The organism is Streptomyces sp. YIM 121038, from assembly GCF_006088715.1.
Lineage (GTDB): Bacteria > Actinomycetota > Actinomycetes > Streptomycetales > Streptomycetaceae > Streptomyces.
Genome location: NZ_CP030771.1, coordinates 6272022 through 6290796, shown reverse-complemented (window position 1 = coordinate 6290796; position 18775 = coordinate 6272022). Strand labels below are relative to the sequence as shown.

Annotated in this window: 17 protein-coding genes and 2 tRNA genes; 8 read left to right on the top strand and 11 right to left on the bottom strand. The window is 71.6% G+C overall.

Translation table 11 applies throughout. The annotated features are described in order from the left end of the window. Positions 1-816, bottom strand: coding sequence for an SOS response-associated peptidase (locus C9F11_RS27085; protein ID WP_138961695.1), 816 nt, complete (start codon positions 814-816; stop codon positions 1-3). 49 nt (positions 817-865) lie between these two features. Here C9F11_RS27085 and C9F11_RS27080 point away from each other — a divergent pair, with 49 nt between their 5' ends. From C9F11_RS27080 to C9F11_RS27065, 4 genes are all read left to right on the top strand, one after another. After that, entirely contained in the window at positions 866-1588 is a 723-nt protein-coding gene (locus C9F11_RS27080) for a M50 family metallopeptidase (protein WP_138961694.1), read from the top strand. Positions 1589-1767: 179 nt separating this feature from the next. Beyond that, positions 1768-3108 carry a 3-phosphoshikimate 1-carboxyvinyltransferase gene (gene aroA / locus C9F11_RS27075; RefSeq protein ID WP_138961693.1) on the top strand — a complete coding sequence of 447 codons (1341 nt, stop codon included), beginning with the start codon at positions 1768-1770 and terminating at the stop codon, positions 3106-3108. Positions 3109-3124: 16 nt separating this feature from the next. Next, positions 3125-4135 carry a ribosome small subunit-dependent GTPase A gene (gene rsgA, locus C9F11_RS27070; protein ID WP_138961692.1) on the top strand — a complete coding sequence of 337 codons (1011 nt, stop codon included), beginning with the start codon at positions 3125-3127 and terminating at the stop codon, positions 4133-4135. 169 nt (positions 4136-4304) lie between these two features. Next, a complete protein-coding gene (locus C9F11_RS27065; RefSeq protein WP_138961691.1) occupies positions 4305-4628 on the top strand; it encodes a multidrug efflux SMR transporter in 324 nt (107 codons plus the stop codon). Here the strand turns inward: C9F11_RS27065 and C9F11_RS27060 are convergent. Continuing rightward, positions 4594-5223 (bottom strand): TetR/AcrR family transcriptional regulator, encoded by a 630-nt coding sequence (locus C9F11_RS27060; protein WP_138961690.1) that lies wholly within the window; start codon positions 5221-5223, stop codon positions 4594-4596. The genes C9F11_RS27065 and C9F11_RS27060 overlap by 35 nt on opposite strands. 146 nt (positions 5224-5369) lie before the next feature. Here C9F11_RS27060 and hisN point away from each other — a divergent pair, with 146 nt between their 5' ends. Next, positions 5370-6167 carry a histidinol-phosphatase gene (hisN, locus tag C9F11_RS27055; protein WP_138961689.1) on the top strand — a complete coding sequence of 266 codons (798 nt, stop codon included), beginning with the start codon at positions 5370-5372 and terminating at the stop codon, positions 6165-6167. A gap of 248 nt (positions 6168-6415) precedes the next feature. Next, the gene (locus tag C9F11_RS27050; protein WP_172383730.1) at positions 6416-6829 is read left to right on the top strand and encodes a CBS domain-containing protein; all 414 of its coding nucleotides are present in this window, start codon (positions 6416-6418) and stop codon (positions 6827-6829) included. A 103-nt stretch (positions 6830-6932) separates the two neighbouring features. Here the strand turns inward: C9F11_RS27050 and C9F11_RS27045 are convergent, their stop codons facing one another. After that, a complete protein-coding gene (locus C9F11_RS27045) occupies positions 6933-8402 on the bottom strand; it encodes a catalase (protein ID WP_138961688.1) in 1470 nt (489 codons plus the stop codon). A 125-nt stretch (positions 8403-8527) separates the two neighbouring features. Between C9F11_RS27045 and C9F11_RS27040 the strand changes: the two genes are divergently transcribed. Beyond that, positions 8528-8947 carry a transcriptional repressor gene (locus C9F11_RS27040; RefSeq protein WP_138961687.1) on the top strand — a complete coding sequence of 140 codons (420 nt, stop codon included), beginning with the start codon at positions 8528-8530 and terminating at the stop codon, positions 8945-8947. A 116-nt stretch (positions 8948-9063) separates the two neighbouring features. Here C9F11_RS27040 and C9F11_RS27035 read toward each other — a convergent pair. From C9F11_RS27035 to C9F11_RS27020, 4 genes are all read right to left on the bottom strand, one after another. Continuing rightward, positions 9064-9137: transfer RNA gene (locus C9F11_RS27035), tRNA-Met, on the bottom strand. A gap of 132 nt (positions 9138-9269) precedes the next feature. Further along, entirely contained in the window at positions 9270-11081 is a 1812-nt protein-coding gene (locus C9F11_RS27030) for a tetratricopeptide repeat protein (RefSeq protein WP_138961686.1), read from the bottom strand. Between the two features lie 260 nt (positions 11082-11341). After that, positions 11342-11415: transfer RNA gene (locus C9F11_RS27025), tRNA-Met, on the bottom strand. A 134-nt stretch (positions 11416-11549) separates the two neighbouring features. Then, positions 11550-14489 (bottom strand): UPF0182 family protein, encoded by a 2940-nt coding sequence (locus C9F11_RS27020; protein ID WP_249402230.1) that lies wholly within the window; start codon positions 14487-14489, stop codon positions 11550-11552. A gap of 147 nt (positions 14490-14636) precedes the next feature. Between C9F11_RS27020 and C9F11_RS27015 the strand changes: the two genes are divergently transcribed. Further along, positions 14637-15194, top strand: a complete 558-nt coding sequence (locus tag C9F11_RS27015) for a PPA1309 family protein (RefSeq protein ID WP_138961684.1) — start codon at positions 14637-14639, stop codon at positions 15192-15194. 80 nt (positions 15195-15274) lie between these two features. Here the strand turns inward: C9F11_RS27015 and C9F11_RS27010 are convergent, their stop codons facing one another. The 4 genes from C9F11_RS27010 to C9F11_RS26995 all read right to left on the bottom strand — a co-directional run bounded on the left by C9F11_RS27010 (position 15275) and on the right by C9F11_RS26995 (position 18602). Continuing rightward, positions 15275-16369: a PDZ domain-containing protein gene (locus C9F11_RS27010; RefSeq protein ID WP_138961683.1), complete on the bottom strand. Its 1095-nt coding sequence runs from the start codon at positions 16367-16369 to the stop codon at positions 15275-15277. A 98-nt stretch (positions 16370-16467) separates the two neighbouring features. Further along, positions 16468-16647: a hypothetical protein gene (locus tag C9F11_RS27005; RefSeq protein ID WP_030683279.1), complete on the bottom strand. Its 180-nt coding sequence runs from the start codon at positions 16645-16647 to the stop codon at positions 16468-16470. 152 nt (positions 16648-16799) lie between these two features. Beyond that, positions 16800-17264: a molybdenum cofactor biosynthesis protein MoaE gene (locus C9F11_RS27000; protein WP_138961682.1), complete on the bottom strand. Its 465-nt coding sequence runs from the start codon at positions 17262-17264 to the stop codon at positions 16800-16802. Between the two features lie 225 nt (positions 17265-17489). Further along, the gene (locus tag C9F11_RS26995; protein ID WP_138961681.1) at positions 17490-18602 is read right to left on the bottom strand and encodes an SDR family oxidoreductase; all 1113 of its coding nucleotides are present in this window, start codon (positions 18600-18602) and stop codon (positions 17490-17492) included. Between the last annotated feature and the right edge of the window lie 173 nt (positions 18603-18775).

The window sequence follows — 18775 nt, the reverse complement described above, 5'->3', positions numbered from 1 at the left end:
TCAGAAGAGTGTGCCCTCTTCGGGGCCGTCCAGTTCCTTCAGCAGCTCCGGACCGTTGTTGCGGACGTTGCTGACGGCCGTCGAGACGGGGAAGGCGCGCATGAGCCCGGCGGGCGGCGGCTCCAGGAGCGGGCGCACGTCCTCGACGTCGGTGCGCGCCGGGTCGAGCCAGGCGTCCCAGCGGTCGGGCGTGAGCATCAGCGGCATGCGCGGGTGGATGTCCGCGAGCGAGCCGGGCCCGCCCTCCGGGGCGACGGCGAGCGGGGTGGTCTCCGCCTCCGTGGTGATCACCGAGCAGGTCACCCACCAGGCGAGCGGGTGCTCGTCGGGCAGCGTGCGGTCCCGCCAGAACTCGTACAGGCCCGCCATCGCGAACACGGAGCCGTCGGCGGGCAGCACGAAGTACGGCTGCTTGCGGGGCCGCTTCTTCTTGCCCTCGACCTCCAGCTCGCGCTCGGCGGCCGCGGTCACCCACTCGTAATAGCCGTCGGCCGGCAGGATGCAGCGCCGCGCGGCGAAGGCCCGGCGGTAGGAGGGCTTCTCGTGCACCGTCTCGGCGCGCGCGTTGATCATCCGCGCGCCGCCCTCCGGCGTCTTGGCCCAGGACGGTACGAGTCCCCACTTCAGCTTGCGCAGCTGGCGAACCGGAGCCTTGTCCGCGGCGTCTTTCAGGGGACGGTCGAGGACGGCGTAGACCTCTTTCGTGGGAGCGACGTTGTAGTCCGCCTCCAGGGCCTCTTCCGGCTCCCACTTCTGGACCTCGAAGATTCCTGCGAGATCCTCGGGCCTACGACTCGATGCATACCGTCCGCACATACGTGCAACACTGCCACGCCGCGGCACACGACAGGGAGCCAACCGAGCAATGCACACCACCGCTTCCGCCAGCCTGAGCGACCTGTGGGACCGCGTCTTCGGCACGCAGTCCGCGCCCGAGCAGTGGCTGGTGATCGCCACCGGCGTCGTCGCGCTCGCCGCCGTCGTCCCGCACGGCGTCTGGCGCGTGGCCCGCAACGCCATCACCATCGCGCACGAGGGCGGCCACGGCCTGGTCGCCCTGCTCACCGGGCGCCGCCTGGACGGCATCCGGCTGCACTCCGACACCAGCGGCCTGACCGTCAGCCGCGGCAAGCCCTCCGGCCTCGGCATGGTCCTCACCGCCGCCGCGGGCTACACCGCTCCCCCGCTGCTCGGCCTCGGCGGCGCGGCGCTGCTCTCCCAGGGGCACATCACGGCCTTCCTGTGGATCGCCACGGCCCTGCTCGCCGCGATGCTGGTGATGATCCGCAACGCGTACGGCGCGCTCACGATGGTCCTGGCGGGCGGCGCCTTCCTGGTCGTCTCCTGGCTGGCGAGCACCGACGTGCAGGCCGCCTTCGCGTACGCGGTGGTGTGGTTCCTGCTCCTGGGCGGCGTGCGGCCCGCCTTCGAGCTCCAGGCCAAGCGGCGGCACGGGGGCGCCGGGGACTCCGACGCGGACCAGCTGGCCCGGCTGACGCACGTCCCTGCGGGCCTGTGGCTCTCCCTGTTCCACGCCGTGTCGCTGTGCTCGCTGATAGGCGGCGGGCGCTGGCTGCTCACCGTGTGACCCGGCACCACGGGGCCGTGCCGCCGCGCCGCGCGGGCACAGCGGCCCCGAAGGGCCCCGGGCGGCCTGCGGCCCACTACGGCAATTCCCGGGAACCGCTCCGCGCTTCGCGGTTTCGCCTGGATTTCGCCACTTTTGATCAAGATCTGTGGTCGTCGCCAACCACTAAAGTGAGGGGCATGACCGTGAACCCGACGCACACCGCCCTCTGGCCCGCCCCGCACGCGAGCGGAGCCGTCGCCGCGACGGTCCACGTGCCGGGCTCCAAGTCGGTCACCAACCGCGCCCTCGTCCTGGCCGCCCTCGCCGCCGAGCCCGGCTGGCTGCGCCGCCCGCTGCGCTCCCGCGACACCCTCCTCATGGCGGGCGCCCTGCGCGCCATGGGCGTCGGCATCGAGGAGACGGTCTCGTCCAGCTCCACCGCCGCGGGGGGCCCGGACGCCTCCGGCGAGGCCTGGCGCGTCATCCCGTCGGGCCTGCACGGCCCGGTCACGGTCGACGTGGGCAACGCGGGCACGGTGATGCGCTTCCTGCCGCCGGTCGCGGCCCTGGCCGACGGCCCGATCCGCTTCGACGGCGACCCCCGTTCCTACGAGCGCCCGCTGCACGGCGTGATCGACGCCCTGCGCGCCCTCGGCGCCCGCGTCGACGACGACGGCCGCGGCGCGCTGCCCCTGACGGTGCACGGCGGCGGCGCCCTGGACGGCGGCCAGGTCGAGATCGACGCCTCCTCCTCGTCGCAGTTCGTGAGCGCGCTGCTGCTCTCGGGCCCGCGCTTCAACCAGGGCGTGGAGGTGCGGCACGTGGGCAGCACCCTGCCGTCCATGCCGCACATCCGCATGACCGTCGACATGCTGCGCTCCGCGGGCGCCCAGGTCGACACCCCCGAGGCGGGCGGCGAGCCGAACGTCTGGCGGGTCACGCCGGGCGCCCTGCTCGGCCGCGACCTGACGATCGAGCCCGACCTGTCCAACGCCCAGCCGTTCCTGGCGGCGGCCCTGATCACCGGCGGCCGCGTGACCATCCCCGACTGGCCCACGCGCACCACCCAGCCCGGTGACGCGCTGCGGCAGCTGTTCACCGAGATGGGCGGCTCCTGCGAGCTGACCGAGCACGGCCTGACGTTCACCGGCTCCGGCTCGGTGCACGGCATCGACGCCGACCTCAGCGAGGTCGGCGAGCTGACCCCGGGCATCGCCGCCGTCGCGGCCCTCGCCGACTCCCCGTCCACGCTGCGCGGCGTCGCCCATCTGCGGCTGCACGAGACGGACCGGCTCGCCGCCCTCACCAAGGAGATCAACGAGCTGGGCGGCGACGTCACCGAGACCGCCGACGGCCTGCACATCCGCCCGCGCAAGCTGCACGGCGGCATCTTCCACACCTACGACGACCACCGCATGGCCACGGCGGGCGCGATCATCGGCCTCGCCGTGCCGGGCGTACAGATCGAGAACGTCGCGACGACGGCGAAGACGCTGCCCGACTTCCCCGACCTGTGGACCGGGATGCTCGGGAACTGACGGGCGGACTGGAACCATGCGCCGCTACGGCAAGCACACCGACGAGGACGACGTCCGGGTCCGCCCCAACCGCAAGGGCAACCGTCCCCGTACGAACATCCGTCCCAAGCACGAGGACGCGGCCGACGGAATGGTCCTCACCGTCGACCGCGGCCGGCTGACCTGTCTGGTCGACGACCGGATCGTGGTCGCGATGAAGGCCCGCGAGCTGGGCCGCAAGGCCGCGGTGGTCGGCGACCAGGTGGCCCTCGTGGGCGATCTGTCCGGCGACAAGGACACCCTCGCCCGCATCGTCCGCATCGCGAAGCGCACCTCGGTGCTGCGCCGCACGGCGGACGACGACGACCCGTTCGAGCGCGTGGCCGTCGCCAACGCCGACCAGCTCGCCATCGTCACCGCGCTCGCCGACCCCGAGCCGCGCCCGCGCCTGATCGACCGCTGTCTGGTCGCCGCGTACGACGGCGGGCTCACCCCGCTCCTCGTCATGACGAAGTCCGACCTCGCCCCGCCGGACAAGCTCCTGGAGCTCTACGGCGACCTGGACATCCCGTACGTCGTCACGAGCCGCGAGGAGCTGGAGAGCGGCGCGGCGGTGGCCCGGGTGCGCGCCGAACTCGACGGCAAGGTCACGGCGTTCGTCGGGCACTCCGGCGTCGGCAAGACCACCCTCGTGAACGCCCTGGTCCCCGAGGAGCGGCGGCGCAGCACCGGCCATGTGAACGCGGTGACCGGCCGCGGCCGGCACACCACCACGTCCGCGCTCGCCCTGCCGCTGGCGGACGGCGAGGGCTGGGTGATCGACACCCCGGGCGTGCGCTCCTTCGGCCTGCACCACGTGGACCCCTCGCGCGTCATCCACGCCTTCCCCGACCTGGAACCCGGCACCGAGAACTGCCCGCGCGCGTGCAGCCACGACGAGCCCGACTGCGCGCTCGACGCGTGGGTGGCCGAGGGCCACGCGGATCCGGCGCGGCTCTACTCGCTGCGCCGACTGCTCGCCACCCGGGAGCGGCGCGAGGGCGACTGACCGCGCGGGGGCCGCCCGTCGGCGGACCGGATCTCCCCCGGGTGACCCGACCTTCGCGTTGTTTACGCCCGCGCCGCTTCGGTAAGTGCATAATCGCACCAAGATTGTTCCAAGCTTTGGCGAAGCAGTCACGGAACGTACGGGTCGTACGGATGCGGGAGGCACAACCATGGCGTGGCTGCTGGTCATCGTCGCCGGGATCCTAGAGACGGGCTTCGCGGTCTGCCTGAAGCTGTCGCACGGCTTCACCCGCGTCTGGCCCACCATCGCCTTCGCCTGTTTCGCGCTCGGCAGCTTCGGCCTGCTCACGCTGGCCCTGAAGAAGCTGGACGTGGGCCCGGCGTACGCGGTGTGGACGGGCATCGGCGCCGCGGGCACGGCCATCTACGGCATGATCTTCCTCGGCGACCTGGTCTCCACCCTCAAGATCCTCTCGATCTCGCTGGTGATCCTCGGCGTCATCGGCCTCCAGCTGTCGGGCTCGGCCCACTGAGACCGCGCAGCACCACCCGCCTGACCAGCTGGACCGAGTCCTCGTCCCGCCCGCCGGGCGCCACGACGTAGGACAGCGCGACGCGCACCGCGCTCTCGCAGGCCCGCGCCAGCTCCTCCGTCTCCGAGGGGCGGCCCCGCTCGGTCAGCGCGGCCATCGCCCGGTCGCGCACCTGGACGAGCAGCTCGGCCGGGCTCGGCACGCCCGCGTCCGCGCGGCGCTGCGCGGGCACCGGCGAGCTGGACACCACGGCCCGGCTCGGCGCGGGCAGGCGCTCGCTCCAGAAGCCGGTGAGCACCGCCCGCACCAGGGCGTTGTCGCGGGCGGCGCCGATCGTCCACGCGCTCACCGCGGCCAGCCGGTCCACGGGGTCGCGGGCCTGCGCGAGCGCCCGCTCCACCCCCCGCAGATAGGTGTCGGTCTCGCGCCGGAGCAGGGCCCGCGCGAGGCCGTCCTTGCTGCCGAACTCGTTGTACAGGGTCTGCCGGGACACCCCGGCGACCGCCGCCACGTCGACCATGCGCACACCCGCCCACGGCCTGCGGGCCAGTGCGGTGTACGCCGCGTCGAGCAGTGATTCCCGCGCTGCAGGCATCGTCGCCTCCCGCTGCCCAGGGCCGGGCGGCCCGTGCGGTTCTGCTGGCCAGGTTTGACGCGCCACGAGGCACTGTCAAGGGGTACGGCGGGCGCCGCCCGATACGCGCTGTGGCTCGCGCGAAACGAGATCGATACTGTTCACCCATGCCCGACTATCACGATGATCTGCGCCTCGCCCACGTCCTCGCGGACGCCGCCGACGCCGCGACGATGGGGCGGTTCAAGGCCCTCGACCTCCGGGTGGAGACCAAGCCGGACATGACGCCGGTCAGCGAGGCGGACAAGGCCGCGGAGGAGCTGATCCGCGGACAGCTCCAGCGCGCCCGGCCGCGGGACGCGATCCTCGGCGAGGAGTACGGCATCGAGGGCACGGGCCCGCGCCGCTGGGTCATCGACCCGATCGACGGCACGAAGAACTACGTGCGCGGCGTGCCGGTCTGGGCCACGCTCATCTCCCTGATGGAGGCGGGCGAGGGGGGCTACCAGCCGGTGGTCGGCGTCGTCTCCGCGCCCGCGCTCGGCCGCCGCTGGTGGGCCGCGAAGGGCGGCGGCGCGTACACCGGCCGCAGCCTGTCGTCCGCGACCCGGCTGCGCGTCTCCGAGGTGAGCGGGCTCCAGGACGCGTCCTTCGCGTACTCCTCGCTCAGCGGCTGGGAGGAGCGGGGGCGTCTGAACTCCTTCCTCGACCTCACCCGCGCCTGCTGGCGCACGCGCGCGTACGGCGACTTCTGGCCGTACATGATGGTCGCCGAGGGCTCGATCGACTTCTGCGCGGAGCCGGAGCTGTCCCTGTGGGACATGGCGGCGAACGCGATCGTGGTGACGGAGGCGGGCGGCCGCTTCACCGGCCTCGACGGCACCCCCGGCCCGCACAGCGGCAACGCGGCGGCGTCGAACGGGCTGCTCCACGACGAGATGCTGGCCTATCTGAACCGCCCGTAGGCCGGACCTGAATCCCCGTAGGCCGGAGCTGAACCGCCCGCGGGCCTGAGCCCGGTCGGCATCGGAATCGAGCCTGGGGCCGCGCGCCCCCGAACTGGGCGCACGCGCCCCCTTGTTGGCATTCCGTTTCGCTGCGACTCTGAGAGTCCCCCCGCTTGTGAACTTGTGAATCCCTTCTCTTGGCAATGCGGTTCCCCGCTCCAGGCATGCCGAGGGCAAAGGACTCCCCAAGGAGGTGGCTCAAGCCCATGCTCGTCCGTGACGCCATGAGCACATTGGTCCTCACCATCGGCCCCGCGCACACCCTCCGTCAGGCGGCCCGACTGATGTCGGCGCGCCGCGTCGGCGCGGCCGTCGTCCTGGACCCCGACACCTGCGGCCTCGGCATCCTGACCGAGCGCGACGTCCTCAACTCCCTCGGCCGCGGCCAGAACCCGGACTTCGAGACCGCGAGCGCGCACACGACGACCTCCGTCGTCTACGCGGGCCCCGCCTGGACCCTGGAGGACGCCGCCGAGGCGATGACCCACGGCGGCTTCCGGCACCTCGTCGTGCTCGACCACGACGAGCCGGTGGGCATCGTCTCCGTGCGCGACATCATCCGCTGCTGGGCGCCGGGCCGTCGCCACCCCGCCCCGGTGGCCGAGTTCACGGCCACCTGAGCACCACCCCGGGCGCCGCGCCGAGCACCGCCGCCCGGACACGGCGAACGGGCCGGACCCCCGAGGGGGCCCGGCCCGTCACCTACGGCAAGGGCTTGGGTTCTCAGCCGCGCAGGGCCTGGACCGCGGCCTCCAGGCGCTTGCCGAAGTCTTCGTCCGCCCGGCGGAAGTTGCCGATGGCGCGCTCGGCGATGTCGGCACGCGAGACGCCCGCGATGTTGCCCGCGAGGTTCTCGATCAGCCGCTCCTTCTCGTCCTCGGCCATCAGGCGGTACAGGTTGCCCGCCTGGACGAAGTCGTCGTCCTCGGCGTGCACGGGCGTCACGTGGTTGCCCGTGCTCCCGGTGACGGCGGTCGGCTCCCACAGCGGCCGGCCGGTCTGGGCCGGGCCCCCGAAGGAGTTCGGCTCGTAGTTCTTGGCGCCCTTGTGGCGGCCGTCGTACAGGTGGCCGTCACGGCCGTAGGAACGGGCCTCCGTGGCGTGCGGGCGGTTCACCGGCAGGTGGTCGGCGTTGATGCCGACCCGGTAGCGGTGGGCGTCGGCGTACGCGAAGAGGCGGCCCTGGAGCATCTTGTCCGGCGAGGGGCCGATGCCGGGGACGAAGTGCGCGGGCGAGAAGATCGCCTGCTCGACCTCGGCGAAGACGTTCTCCGGGTTGCGGTTGAGCTCCAGCTTGCCGATCTCGACCGGCGGGTAGTCCGCGTGCGGCCACACCTTGGTGAGGTCGAACGGGTTGAAGCGGTAGGTCGCCGCGTCGGCCGCGGGCATGATCTGGACCTGCACGGTCCAGGTCGGGAACTCGCCGCGCTCGATGGACTCGCGCAGGTCGCGCTGGTGCGAGTCGGGGTCCTTGCCCGCGAGCGCCTCCGCCTCCCGGGCGGTCAGGTTCTTGATGCCCTGGTCGGTCTTGAAGTGGTACTTGACCCAGAAGACCTCGCCCGCCTCGTTGCTCCACTGGAAGGTGTGCGAGCCGAAGCCGTCCATGTGGCGGTACGACGCCGGGATGCCGCGGTCACCGAACAGCCAGGTCACCTGGTGGGTGGTCTCCGGGCTCAGCCCCCAGAAGTCCCACACGTTGTCGGCCTCCTGCGAGCCCGTGTACGGGTCGCGCTTCTGCGTGTGGATGAAGTCGGGGAACTTGATGGCGTCCCGGATGAAGAACACCGGGGTGTTGTTGCCGACGAGGTCGTAGTTGCCCTCCTCGGTGTAGAACTTCAGCGAGAAGCCGCGCGGGTCACGCACCGCGTCGGCCGCGCCGAGGTTGCCCGCGACCGTGGAGAAGCGCAGGAAGACCTCGGTCTCCTTGCCGATCTCGGAGAGGAACGCGGCGCGCGTGTACGGAGTGACGTCCGCCGTCGCCGTGAACGTGCCGTAAGCGCCCGCGCCCCGCGCGTGCACCACGCGCTCCGGGATGCGCTCGCGGTTGAAGTGCGCCAGCTTCTCCAGGAGGTGCTGGTCCTGGAGCAGCATGGGACCGCCGACGCCCGCGGTCTCGCTGTTCTGGTTGTCGGCGACCGGCGCTCCGGCCTCGGTGGTGAGGTGTCCCTGCGTCACGTGCGCCTCCTGCGTCATTACTGCAAGTCCTGTCCCTTGGCGTTTGCCGAACTCGATCCTACGATAGACATTGTCTAAGTCAAGTGGCCTTCCAAAGTCACACTGAGTCGGGACCTAGGTCCCCTGCCTGTTAGGCTGGATTCATGAGCGACCTGTTGGAACGACTGCGCGGACGCGGCTGGCGGATGACCGCACAGCGGCGCGTCGTGGCCGAGGTCCTCGATGGGGACCACGTACATCTGACGGCGGACGAGGTGCATGCCCGTGCCGTCGTGAAGCTGCCGGAGATCTCCCGGGCGACCGTCTACAACACGCTGGGCGAGCTGGTCTCGCTCGGCGAGATCCTCGAGGTCAGCACGGACCGCAGAGCCAAGCGGTACGACCCGAACGCGCACCGGCCGCACCAGCACCTGGTGTGCTCCCGGTGCGGCGCGATCCGTGACGTCCACCCGACGGGCAACCCGCTGTCGGTCCTCCCCGACTCCGAGCGCTTCGGCTTCACGATCTCGGACGTGGAGGTCACGTACCGGGGCGTGTGCCCCGGGTGCGCGACGAGCGCCTGAGCAGACGACACGAGTGAGGCCCGGCACCCCTGGGGTGCCGGGCCTCACTCGTTCCGGGCGCGCCCGGACACACCGAAGGCCCGGAACCTCTTCGGTTCCGGGCCTTCGGCCTTCAGTAGCGGGGACAGGATTTGAACCTGCGACCTCTGGGTTATGAGCCCAGCGAGCTACCGAGCTGCTCCACCCCGCGTCGGTGAAACCAACAGTACGCCAAGCCCACGACCAGCGCAAATCCCTTCCGTCGCGGCGGGCGACCGGTCCGCCAGGGGCCCCGGCCCGGCACCGGCTGCCCCGTGCGGGCCCGGCCGCCTTCACAGGGCCGCTACGCCGACAGCTCCTGCCGCAGCGCCTCGCCGAGCCGCCCCGCCCGCTCGGCGACCTCCGCGGGCCCGAGCTCCACCGCCCGCGAGGCCCACCGCTGCCCCTCCGCGAGCTGCCCCCGGCGGGCGTACAGCAGGGCGAGCCGCAGGGCGGCCCGGCCGTGCCCGGCGTCCGCGGCGCGCGTCCACCACAGTGCCGCCTCCGGCTCGCTGCCCTCGCGCGCGAGGAGCAGGCCCAGATTGAACGCGCCGTTGCGGCTCCCGGCCTCCGCCGCGAGGCGGTACCACCGCGCCGCCTCGACCACGTCGCCCCGCCCTGCGGCGAGCATCCCGACCCGCACCTGGGCCCGCCGGTGCCCCTGCTGGGCCGCGCGCTCGTACCACTCCTCGCACTCCGTCTTGCGCGCCGCGGGCTCCCCGAGCGCGGGCGCGGCCGCGCCCGGGCGGCGCGCGTCGAGCACCGTGCCGAGGCGGTACGCGGCCTCCGCGCTGCCGCCGCCCGCGGCGCACCGCAGGTGCCGCTCGGCCTCCTGCTCGTCGCCGTCGCGCAGGCGAGCCGTGCCGACCTGGAGCGCGGCGTCGGTGTGCCCCGCGGCCGCGGCCCGCTCGTACCAGCGCAGCGCCGCCGTGTCGTCGCCCCGGCTCGCGTACAGGATCCCGAGGTTGAAGGCGGCGTCCACGCTGCCGGCCTCTGCGGCCTTGGAGAACCACGGCTCGGCGCCGAGGGCGTCGCCGCCCTGGAGCAGCAGCACGGCGAGCGCGTTCGCCGCCTCGCGGTGTCCGGCGTAGGCGGCGCGGCGGTACCACTGGTCGGCCTGCGCGGTGCGCTTCTGCTCGGCGCACAGCAGGCCCAGGTTGTACGCGCCGTTCACGTCGCCCGCGTCGAGTGCCGCGCGGTACCAGCGCTCGGCGGTCTGGGTCTCGCCGCGCTCGGCGTGCAGCGCGCCCAGCGCGTTGGCCGCGTTGCCGTCGCCGTCCTGGGCGGCCTTGAGCCACCACACGGCGGCGTTCGTCTCGTCGCCCGCGTCGCGCAGCAGGAAGCCGAGGGCGCACGCGGCCTTGGCCTCGCCGTCCTTGGCGGAGGTCAGGTACCAGCGCCCGGCCTCCTTGAGCTCGCCGCGCTTCTCCAGGATGGCGCCGAGGTGCAGCGCGGCACGGCGGTGGCCGCGCGCGGCGGCCTGGCGGTACCACTGCTCGGCCTCGTCGAGCGGCGAGCGGCCCGCGCCGGGGCGGGCGCCGACCTCGCCGGGCGGCTCCTGCTCGGCACGCCGGTCGAGGGCGCGCGCCAGGCGGTAGGCCGCTTCGCGGTGCCCGCGCTCGGCGGCGGTGCGCATCCAGCGCTCCGCGCCGACGTCGCCCCGGTGCTCCAGGAGGTCGGCGAGCGCGTACGCGCCCAGGGTGTGGCCCTGCTCGGCGGACTGGCGCAGCCAGTACTCGGCCGCGGGCTCGTCACCGCGCTCGCGGTGGTGCCTGCCGAGCGCGTGGGCCGCGGCGGCCGAACCCGCGACGGCGGCGATCCGCCACCATCCGGCGGCATCCTCCACATAGCCGCGCTGGTGCAGGAGGACACCCAGGTTGTTGGCCGCGGCACGGTCACCGGCGGCGGTCGCCGCGCGCAGCAGGGATTCGGCGCCGTCGAGATCACCGCGGCGCAGCAGCAGGCTTCCCAGGACGCTCATCGCGTCCACGTCCCCGGCCTCGGCCGCGACCCGGTGCTGCATCTCTTCCGCGGCGGCCCCCGGGTCGTCCCGGTCGGCCGACGGCACAAAACGCCCAGTCTCCAACAGAGTTGCCTTGTCCCCCATAACGTCCATCGTCGCACCACCTGCAACCTGGGTACACCTGGTATACCGCAGCCAGTGAGGTCACTTCAGCGTTTTGTCGACATGCCCACAGAGAGATAAGTGAAACACAGCTTCCCTCAACTCCCCCCGCCCGGACCACTCTTCGCACGAACCCCACATCACTGGCATGGGACACCGGCATGAGTGCGTCGCGGAGGGGGCGCGCCGATCGTGACGAAGACATGACGAAGGCCCGGATCCTGTGACAGGATCCGGGCCTTCGTCGCGAGTAGCGGGGACAGGATTTGAACCTGCGACCTCTGGGTTATGAGCCCAGCGAGCTACCGAGCTGCTCCACCCCGCGCCGTTGTGTACGTCACCGTATCACGGCGCGGGGTGGGTTCCGCGCGCTGTCCGCGCGCCCCGGGAGGTCCGGGCGCCCCGGGCACCCCCGGGGGGCGGGCGTCCCGGGGGAGGCCGGGCGTCCCGGGTGAGCGGCTATCCGCCGCCGCCCCCGCCCTTGTCGCCCTTCTCGCCCTTGTCGCTCTTCTTCGCCTGGTCGGACTGGGCGTCCTCGGCGCGCTCCAGGGCCTCCTGGAGCTTGGCCTGGGCCTTGCCGTAGGCCTCCCAGTCGTCGTCCTTGAGGGCCTCCTTGCCTTCGTCGATCGCCTTCTGGGCGTCGTCGATGGCCTTCTGGAGGTCGGGGTTGTCCGACGTCGGCGGCTTCTGCTTGTCGGGCTTCTCCTTGTCACCGCTTCCCGGTTTGTCCGGTGGCTCGACGGGGGTCGCCCCTTCGGTTCCGAAGACCACGTTGAGCGCCTTGTCCAGGGTGCTCTCGAAGGCGATCTTGTCTCCGTAGGTGACGAGGACGCGCTTCAGGAGTGGGTACTTGAGCCCACCGCCCTTGACGTAGACCGGCTCCACGTAGAGCAGGCCTCCGTCCAGGGGCACGGTCAGGAGATTGCCGTAGTCGACTTCGGAGTCGCCGCCCTTGAGGAGTCTGATCTGCTCCGCGATGTCCTTGTCGGAGTTGAACTGACTCTGCACGAGCTTCGGACCGTCGACCGTTCTGTCGGTCGGCATCTTCAAGATCTGCATCTTGCCGTAGTCCGGTGAGCCCGCGTCCGCGTTGACCGCCATGAAGGCGCTCAGGTTGTTCCGCTTGTTGGGCACGAAGGTCGTCGTCAGCGAGAAGTCCTGCTTCTTGCTGCCCGGCATCTTCATGCTCAGGTAGTACGGCGGGACGGCGCTGGACGTCTGGTTCGTCGGGTCGCTCGGGACCTCCCACACCTCGCTGCCGCTGAGGAACGTGTCGGCGTCCTTCACGTGGTAGCGGGTGAGCAGCTCGCGCTGGACCTTGAACAGGTCCTGCGGGTAGCGCAGGTGGTCCATCAGGGCCGGCGAGATCTCGCTCTTGTCCTTGACGGTGTCCGGGAACGCCTTGCGCCACGTCTTCAGAATGGGGTCCTCGGTGTCCCACTCGTACAACTTGACGTCACCGCTGTACGCGTCGACGGTCGCCTTCACCGAGTTGCGGATGTAGTTGACCTGGTTCTGCTGGGCGACCACCTGGCGCTGGTTGTTCCGCGCCGTCAGGGAGTCGGCCGTGGTGTCGCCGAGGGTGGTGCGCGACGCGTACGGATAGCCGTTCGTCGTCGTGTAGGCGTCGACGATCCACTGGATCTTGCCGTCGACCACCGCCGGGTAGGCGTCGCCGTCGATCGTCAGCCAGGGGGCCACCGCCTCGACGCGCTCCTTGGGCGTGCGGTTGTACAGGATCCGCGAGCCCTCGCCGATCGCGCCCGAGTACAGCATCTGGGGCTCGCCGAACGACACCGCGTACGCGGCCCTGTTCAGCGGGTTGGAGAGGTTGACGCCGCTCTTGCCCTTGTAGCTGGTCGTCTTCTCGCCGCTGTCGTCCGAGTAGTCGATCTCCTTCTGCGGACCGCCGACGATCGAGTACTGGGTGGTCTTCTCGCCGTAGTAGATGCGCTGCTGGTACCGCGGCAGATTGCCCTTGGAGGGCAGGTCGGACTCGGTGAAGACCGGCTCGCCCGACCCCTTCGCCTCCGTGCCCTTGGCCGCGACGACGCCGTAGCCGTGGGTGTAGCGGAAGTGGTCGTTGATCCAGTTGTTCTTCTGGACGCCGTTCAGGTCCAGCTCGCGCAGGCCGATGACGGTGTCCTGCTCCTTGCCGTCCTTGTCCTTGTAGCGGTCGACGTCCAGGTTCGACGGGAAGCCGTAGTAGGCCTTCATCTGCTGGAGCTGCTGGAAGGTCGGCGAGACGATGTTCGGGTCGAGCAGGCGGAAGCTGGCGGCGTCGGTCGCGGCGGTGCGCAGCTTCGACGTGTCCTGGGTGTTGCTCACGCCCGGGTACTTCTTCACATCGGTGCCGCCGATGTCGTACGCCTTGCGCGTCGCTTCCAGGTTCTTCTCGACGTACGGGGCTTCCTTCGCCTGCTCGTTCGGCTGGACCTGGAACTTCTGGACGATGGCCGGGTACAGGCCGCCGATCAGGATCGCGGAGAGCACCATCAGGCCGAAGCCGATGACCGGCAGCTGCCAGGTGCGCCGCCACAGCGTGGCGAAGAACAGCAGCGCGCAGATGACGGCGATGCAGAACAGGATCGTCTTCGCCGGCAGATAGGCGTTGGCGTCGACGTACCTGAGGCCCGTCCAGTTGTCGGTCGCCTTGAAGTCACTGGACTTCACCGCGAGGCCGTACCGGTCGAGCCAGTACGCGACGGCCTTGAGGGCCACGAAGATGCCGATCAGCACCGAGAGGTGCCCGGTCGCCGCGGCCGTGGCCCGGCCGCCGGGGCTGGTGATGCGCAGGCCGCCGTACAGGTAGTGCGTCAGGGCGGCGGCGATCACCGAGAGGACCGTGGCCGCGAAGCCGAAGCCCAGCAGGAACCGGTACCAGGGCAGGTCGAAGGCGAAGAAGGAGACGTCCAGGTGGAACTGGGGGTCCTTCTGGCCGAACGGCACGCCGTTGACCCACATCAGCCAGGTGCGCCACTGGCCCGCGGCGGAGGCGCCCGCGATCAGGCCGACGAGCGCGGTGATCCCGATGAGGAGCCACTTCTTGAACGGCGCGATCGCCATGCGGTACCGGTCGAGGCTCTGCTGCTCCATCGACATGGCGCTCAGCGGCGGGCGCAGCCGGTGCGCCAGCCAGATGTTCACACCGACCGCGGCCGCCATGAGGAGGCCGAAGACGAAGAACAGGCCGATCTTGGTCGACAGGGTCGTCGTGAAGACCGATGAGTAGCCGACCGAGCGGAACCAGAGCCAGTCCGTCCAGAACCCCGCGAACATGACGAACGCCATGGCCAGCACGGCCAGGACGCCGAGCGTCAAAAGCAGGGTCCGGACACGACGGGACGGTCGGCCCACTCTGATCCGTGGCCCCGTCGGGCCTCCGCCGCGGTCCGGCATCTGGAAAGCCAAGGTGCGCACCTCGAAGTTCGCTGTAGCTGTAGCTGTGGCTGAATCGGGCCCCGCGATCGTAGAGCCCACTGATGCAACTTACCGACGCTTTACTCAGTTCCCGTTCCGGGGTCTGAACCAGGCAGGATATTGGGCATGCCCAACGTTTCCCCCTCCGGCCCTCCGATGGCCGCGAGCCCGCTCACCCGCGCCGTGCTCGAAATCGACGAGTACGTCGCGAGCCTCGGCTGGGATCAGCCCGCCCGTCTCTTCGCCCTGGTGGACACCGCGCGACTGCGCACCCAGGAGCCCGGCCTCGCCGACCGCCTCGGCCTCCCCGACGACGGCTCGGCCGCGCCGCTCACCCCCATCGAGCAGGACGAGCTGCCCGCCGGGGCCGCGCTCGACGAGTTCCTCGGCACCATCGCCTGGCCCGACTCCGTCGCGGGCTGTGCCCTCACCGTGGAGCGCCTGATGCTCCCGCCGTCCGCGGAGGCGTCCGTTCCGCAGCATCTGAGCGAGAAGCAGCTCGCCGCGTGGGTGGCGAAGCACCCCGAGCGCCAGGAGGTCCGCATGACGGTCGCGGTGCTGCGCGACGGCGCGCGCGACTCGGCCCTGCGGCTGCGCGAGAAGGACTCCGCCACGGAGGTCCTGACCGGCTCCGACCTGGTGCCGGGCCTCGCGGACGCGCTGAACGCGACGTTCGCGGAGTAGCCGCTCCGCGGGCGCTCCACAGCATCTGACCGAGTACGCGGCCGGGGCCCACCGCCCCGGCCGCGGCCGTTTCCGTGGGCTCAGCCCTTGGTGCACTGCGGCAGACCGGCGGTGTCTCCCTTGCGGATCTTGTCGAGGGACTTCACCGCGTCGGCGATGGTGTCGACCTTGACCAGCGTGAGCCCGCCGGGGACGTCCTTCGCGGCGGTCGCGCAGTTGTCCTTGGGCGTGAGGAAGTACTCCGCGCCCTTGTCGCGCGCGCCCACGGTCTTCATCTCGATGCCGCCGATCGGGCCGACCTTGCCGTCGTCGTCGATCGTGCCGGTGCCCGCGACGAACTTGCCGCCCGTGAGGTCGCCCGGTGTGATCTTGTCGACGATCCCGAGCGCGAACATCAGGCCCGCGCTCGGCCCGCCCACGTCGGCGAGCTTGATGTCGATGGTGAACGGGAAGGTGTGGTCGGTCCCGGCCTGGATGCCGACGATCGCCCGGGCCTTGCCCTCGTCGTCGGACCTGTCCGTGGTGATCTTGACGTCCTCGGTCCTGGTCGGCTCCTTGCCCGCCTTCTCGGCGGCGGCCGCCTCCTTGACCGGTACGACGGTGAACGTGACGGCCTCGCCGGGCTTGTGCCGGGTGACGAGCTTCGCGACGTCCGTGGTCTTCTTCACGGCCGTGCCGTCGACGCTCCTGATGACGTCGCCCGCGTGCAGCCGGCCCTCGGCCGGGCTGTCCTTGAAGACGCTGCCGACGACCACCTGGGTCTTCACCGGGATGTCCAGTTCCTTCAGGGCGGCGACCTTCGCGCTCTCCTGGGACTGGCTGAACTCCTCGGCGTTCTCCCGGGTCGACTGCTGCTCGGTCTTGCCGTCCGGGTACAGCGTCTCGTGGGGCACGACGATGTTGTCGTGCGAGAGCCAGCCGTAGACGGCCTCGGCGAGGTTCATCTTGTAGTCGGCGCTGGTGACCCGGACCGTCGTCATGTTCAGGTGACCGGTCGTCGGGTACGTCTTGCGGCCCGAGATCTGGAGTACCGGCTCGCCGTCGTGGTCACCCAGGGTGTTCACCGTCGGCCCGGGGGACATCTCCGAGTACGGCACTTTGACGAGCACTCCCGCGCAGAGCAGCGCGATGAGCATCAGGGTGGAGGCGAGCAGCGTCGCCGTGCGGCGTGGCATGGAACGACAGTACGGGACGGTCCTGTGAGGGCACCCCCGGGGCCGGTCCGTACGGGCAGGCCGCTGGGCGGTCCCCCGGGCGTCGCGGGGACCGCGGATCAGACGGCGTCGGTACCCGAGTGGGTCTTCTCCATCGCCTTGCGGAACGCCGCGTAGCCGTTCAGCTCGCTGATGTCGCCGGTCTTCCCGCTCTCGCGGTTGCGATGGGCCAAAAGGGCCCACAGACCAGCGCCGACCGCCGCCAGAAGTGGAATGAGCAACCAGGCAAGTGATGCCATGTCGACCTCCCGACCCCATGAGCGACCACAACTGACTGATCAGCAGATTAACCCGCCGCTCCGACAACGCTCACGGCAGGGGTCCGGTTACGCAACCGGAGTTCCGCGGACGCACCACCCGCGGAGTCCCGTACGCGGGCCGCCCCACAGGGCTAGCAGGCGCCGACCCACTCCTCCTGGCCGTCGGAGAACGTCTGGTGCTTCCAGATGGGCACCTCGTGCTTGAGGTCGTCGATCAGCTTGCGGCAGGCCGCGAAGGCCTCGGCCCGGTGCGGGCAGGAGACGGCGACGACGACCGCGAGGTCACCGACGGTGAGGGCGCCGACGCGGTGCACGGCGGCCAGGGCACGGACGGGGAAGTCCGCGACGACCTTCTCCGCCACCCGCCGCAGCTCGGCCTCGGCGGTGGGGTGACTGGAGTACGCGAGCGCGTCCACGTCGGCGCCCCCGTCGTGGTTGCGCACCGTCCCGACGAACAGGGCCGTGCCGCCCGCGGCGTCGTCACCGACGGCCCGGAAGACCTCGTCCAGCGACAGCGGAGCGTCCCGGACTGCCAGCAGCCGGATCGGCTCGTCGGCGGCCTGCTCACCCGGGTGATCGATCGGAGTACGTGCCATGGGGCCATGGTGCCGCACGCCCCGGACCCGACGGAATAGCGCTATCCCCCAGCCCCCACAGGCCCGGCTTGGCCATCCCTACGACCCGGCACACGCCCCGTGGCGCCTCCCCCGGCTGTGGGCAGCCGGTCCGCCCAGCGGGCGGAACGGGTGGGCACAGCCCACCAACGGCGAGCGAGGGGGCAGAAGAGGCCCAGCCGGGGGTTCAGGGCCCCGGAGGGGCCCTCAGAGCCGCCGCCGCGCCTTCCGGGCCCGCCGCACCAGGGCGGCCGTACCCAGCAGGGCCACCGTGGCGCCCGCGGCCCCGGCCGCCGTCGCGTCCTTGCGCCCGAGCCGCCGGCCCGCCACGGTCCGCCGCCCCGCGACCTCCTCGAGCAGCTCCGCGAGGACCTCCTCGTTGGTCCACTGCGGCCGCCACCCCGCGTCGTGCAGCCGGCTCCCGCTGACGACCCAGGGGTACATCGTGTACGCCAGGTCGCCCGCCGGGGACGGCGTCAGCCCGATGCGGTGCAGCCGCGCGGCCGCCCCGAGGGCGACGGCGGACGGCAGCTCCATGCGCCGGATCCCGCTGAGCTCCTCGACCTCCTCCTGCTCCAGCCAGCCGTCGCAGCCGACGGCCAGCTCGCCCTCGACCTTCTCCAGGACGGCGTACTCCAGGGCGCTGCACAGGTCCTCGACGTGGCAGAACTGCCACGCGGGCCGGGACCCGGCGACGACGAGCAGCCGCGGCGACTCGAAGTAGCGGGTCAGCGCGGTGTCGGTGCCGCCGACGAGCACGGCGGGCCGCACCACGGTGACGTTCAGGCCGGGGTGGGCCCGGGGCGCGCGCCGGGCGAGCCGCTCGATCTCCAGGAGGTCGCCGACACCGGTGGCCTCCGCTGTCGCCCGCAATTCGGCGTCTTCGGAGAGGGGCAGTTCGTTCTCGGCGAGCGCTCCGTAGACCATCGCCGAGGTGCACAGCACGACCCGGTGCACCCCCGCGGCGGCGGCCGCGGTCAGGACGGTCTGCGTACCCCGTACGTTGTACGCGGTACGGGCCGCCCCGTCGGTCTCCAGGTCGAGGTCGAGCGCGAGGTGCACGACGACGTCCACGCCGCGCAGCTTCTCGGCGATCGCGGGGTCGCGGACGTCCAGGATGTGCCACTGGGCCGTCGCGCACTCGCCGCGCCGCTCGTCGATGGCCACGACCTGCTTGATCTCGTCGGACTCTGCCAGGCGCTCGGTCAGCAGCGCGCCGACGCCCGCCGCGGCGCCGGTCACGGCGACGACAGGCCCGCGGACGGGGGCCGGGGTCGAAGGGTTTCGCGCTGCGCGAACCTGCGGATCTGGGGAACTCACCGGGCGTCTCCAGCGGTTGTCTTCAGTACGTATGCGAATGACGCGTACGTACCAGGTGGCATCCATCCTGCCGCAGCCCCCGAGGCGGCGAAGCACCGAGGCCCGATCCCGTCACGGTGTCTACGCTGGGTGGTGTTGTCGGGCAGCCGCCGCCGGACCCATCCGGTGGCCTT

Bases quoted from the DNA above. Each gene is read 5' to 3' on its own strand.
- C9F11_RS27065 (WP_138961691.1), top strand. From the start codon at position 4,305: ATGGCGTGGCTGCTGGTCATCGTCGCCGGGATCCTAGAGACGGGCTTC.
- hisN (WP_138961689.1), top strand. From the start codon at position 5,370: ATGCCCGACTATCACGATGATCTGCGCCTCGCCCACGTCCTCGCGGAC.
- rsgA (WP_138961692.1), top strand. From the start codon at position 3,125: ATGCGCCGCTACGGCAAGCACACCGACGAGGACGACGTCCGGGTCCGC.
- C9F11_RS27060 (WP_138961690.1), bottom strand. From the start codon at position 5,223: ATGCCTGCAGCGCGGGAATCACTGCTCGACGCGGCGTACACCGCACTG.
- C9F11_RS27045 (WP_138961688.1), bottom strand. From the start codon at position 8,402: ATGACGCAGGAGGCGCACGTGACGCAGGGACACCTCACCACCGAGGCC.
- C9F11_RS27015 (WP_138961684.1), top strand. From the start codon at position 14,637: ATGCCCAACGTTTCCCCCTCCGGCCCTCCGATGGCCGCGAGCCCGCTC.
- C9F11_RS27000 (WP_138961682.1), bottom strand. From the start codon at position 17,264: ATGGCACGTACTCCGATCGATCACCCGGGTGAGCAGGCCGCCGACGAG.
- C9F11_RS27040 (WP_138961687.1), top strand. From the start codon at position 8,528: ATGAGCGACCTGTTGGAACGACTGCGCGGACGCGGCTGGCGGATGACC.
- C9F11_RS27005 (WP_030683279.1), bottom strand. From the start codon at position 16,647: ATGGCATCACTTGCCTGGTTGCTCATTCCACTTCTGGCGGCGGTCGGC.
- C9F11_RS27085 (WP_138961695.1), bottom strand. From the start codon at position 816: ATGTGCGGACGGTATGCATCGAGTCGTAGGCCCGAGGATCTCGCAGGA.
- C9F11_RS27080 (WP_138961694.1), top strand. From the start codon at position 866: ATGCACACCACCGCTTCCGCCAGCCTGAGCGACCTGTGGGACCGCGTC.
- C9F11_RS27050 (WP_172383730.1), top strand. From the start codon at position 6,416: ATGCTCGTCCGTGACGCCATGAGCACATTGGTCCTCACCATCGGCCCC.
- C9F11_RS27020 (WP_249402230.1), bottom strand. From the start codon at position 14,489: ATGCCGGACCGCGGCGGAGGCCCGACGGGGCCACGGATCAGAGTGGGC.
- C9F11_RS27010 (WP_138961683.1), bottom strand. From the start codon at position 16,369: ATGCCACGCCGCACGGCGACGCTGCTCGCCTCCACCCTGATGCTCATC.
- aroA (WP_138961693.1), top strand. From the start codon at position 1,768: ATGACCGTGAACCCGACGCACACCGCCCTCTGGCCCGCCCCGCACGCG.
- C9F11_RS27030 (WP_138961686.1), bottom strand. From the start codon at position 11,081: ATGGACGTTATGGGGGACAAGGCAACTCTGTTGGAGACTGGGCGTTTT.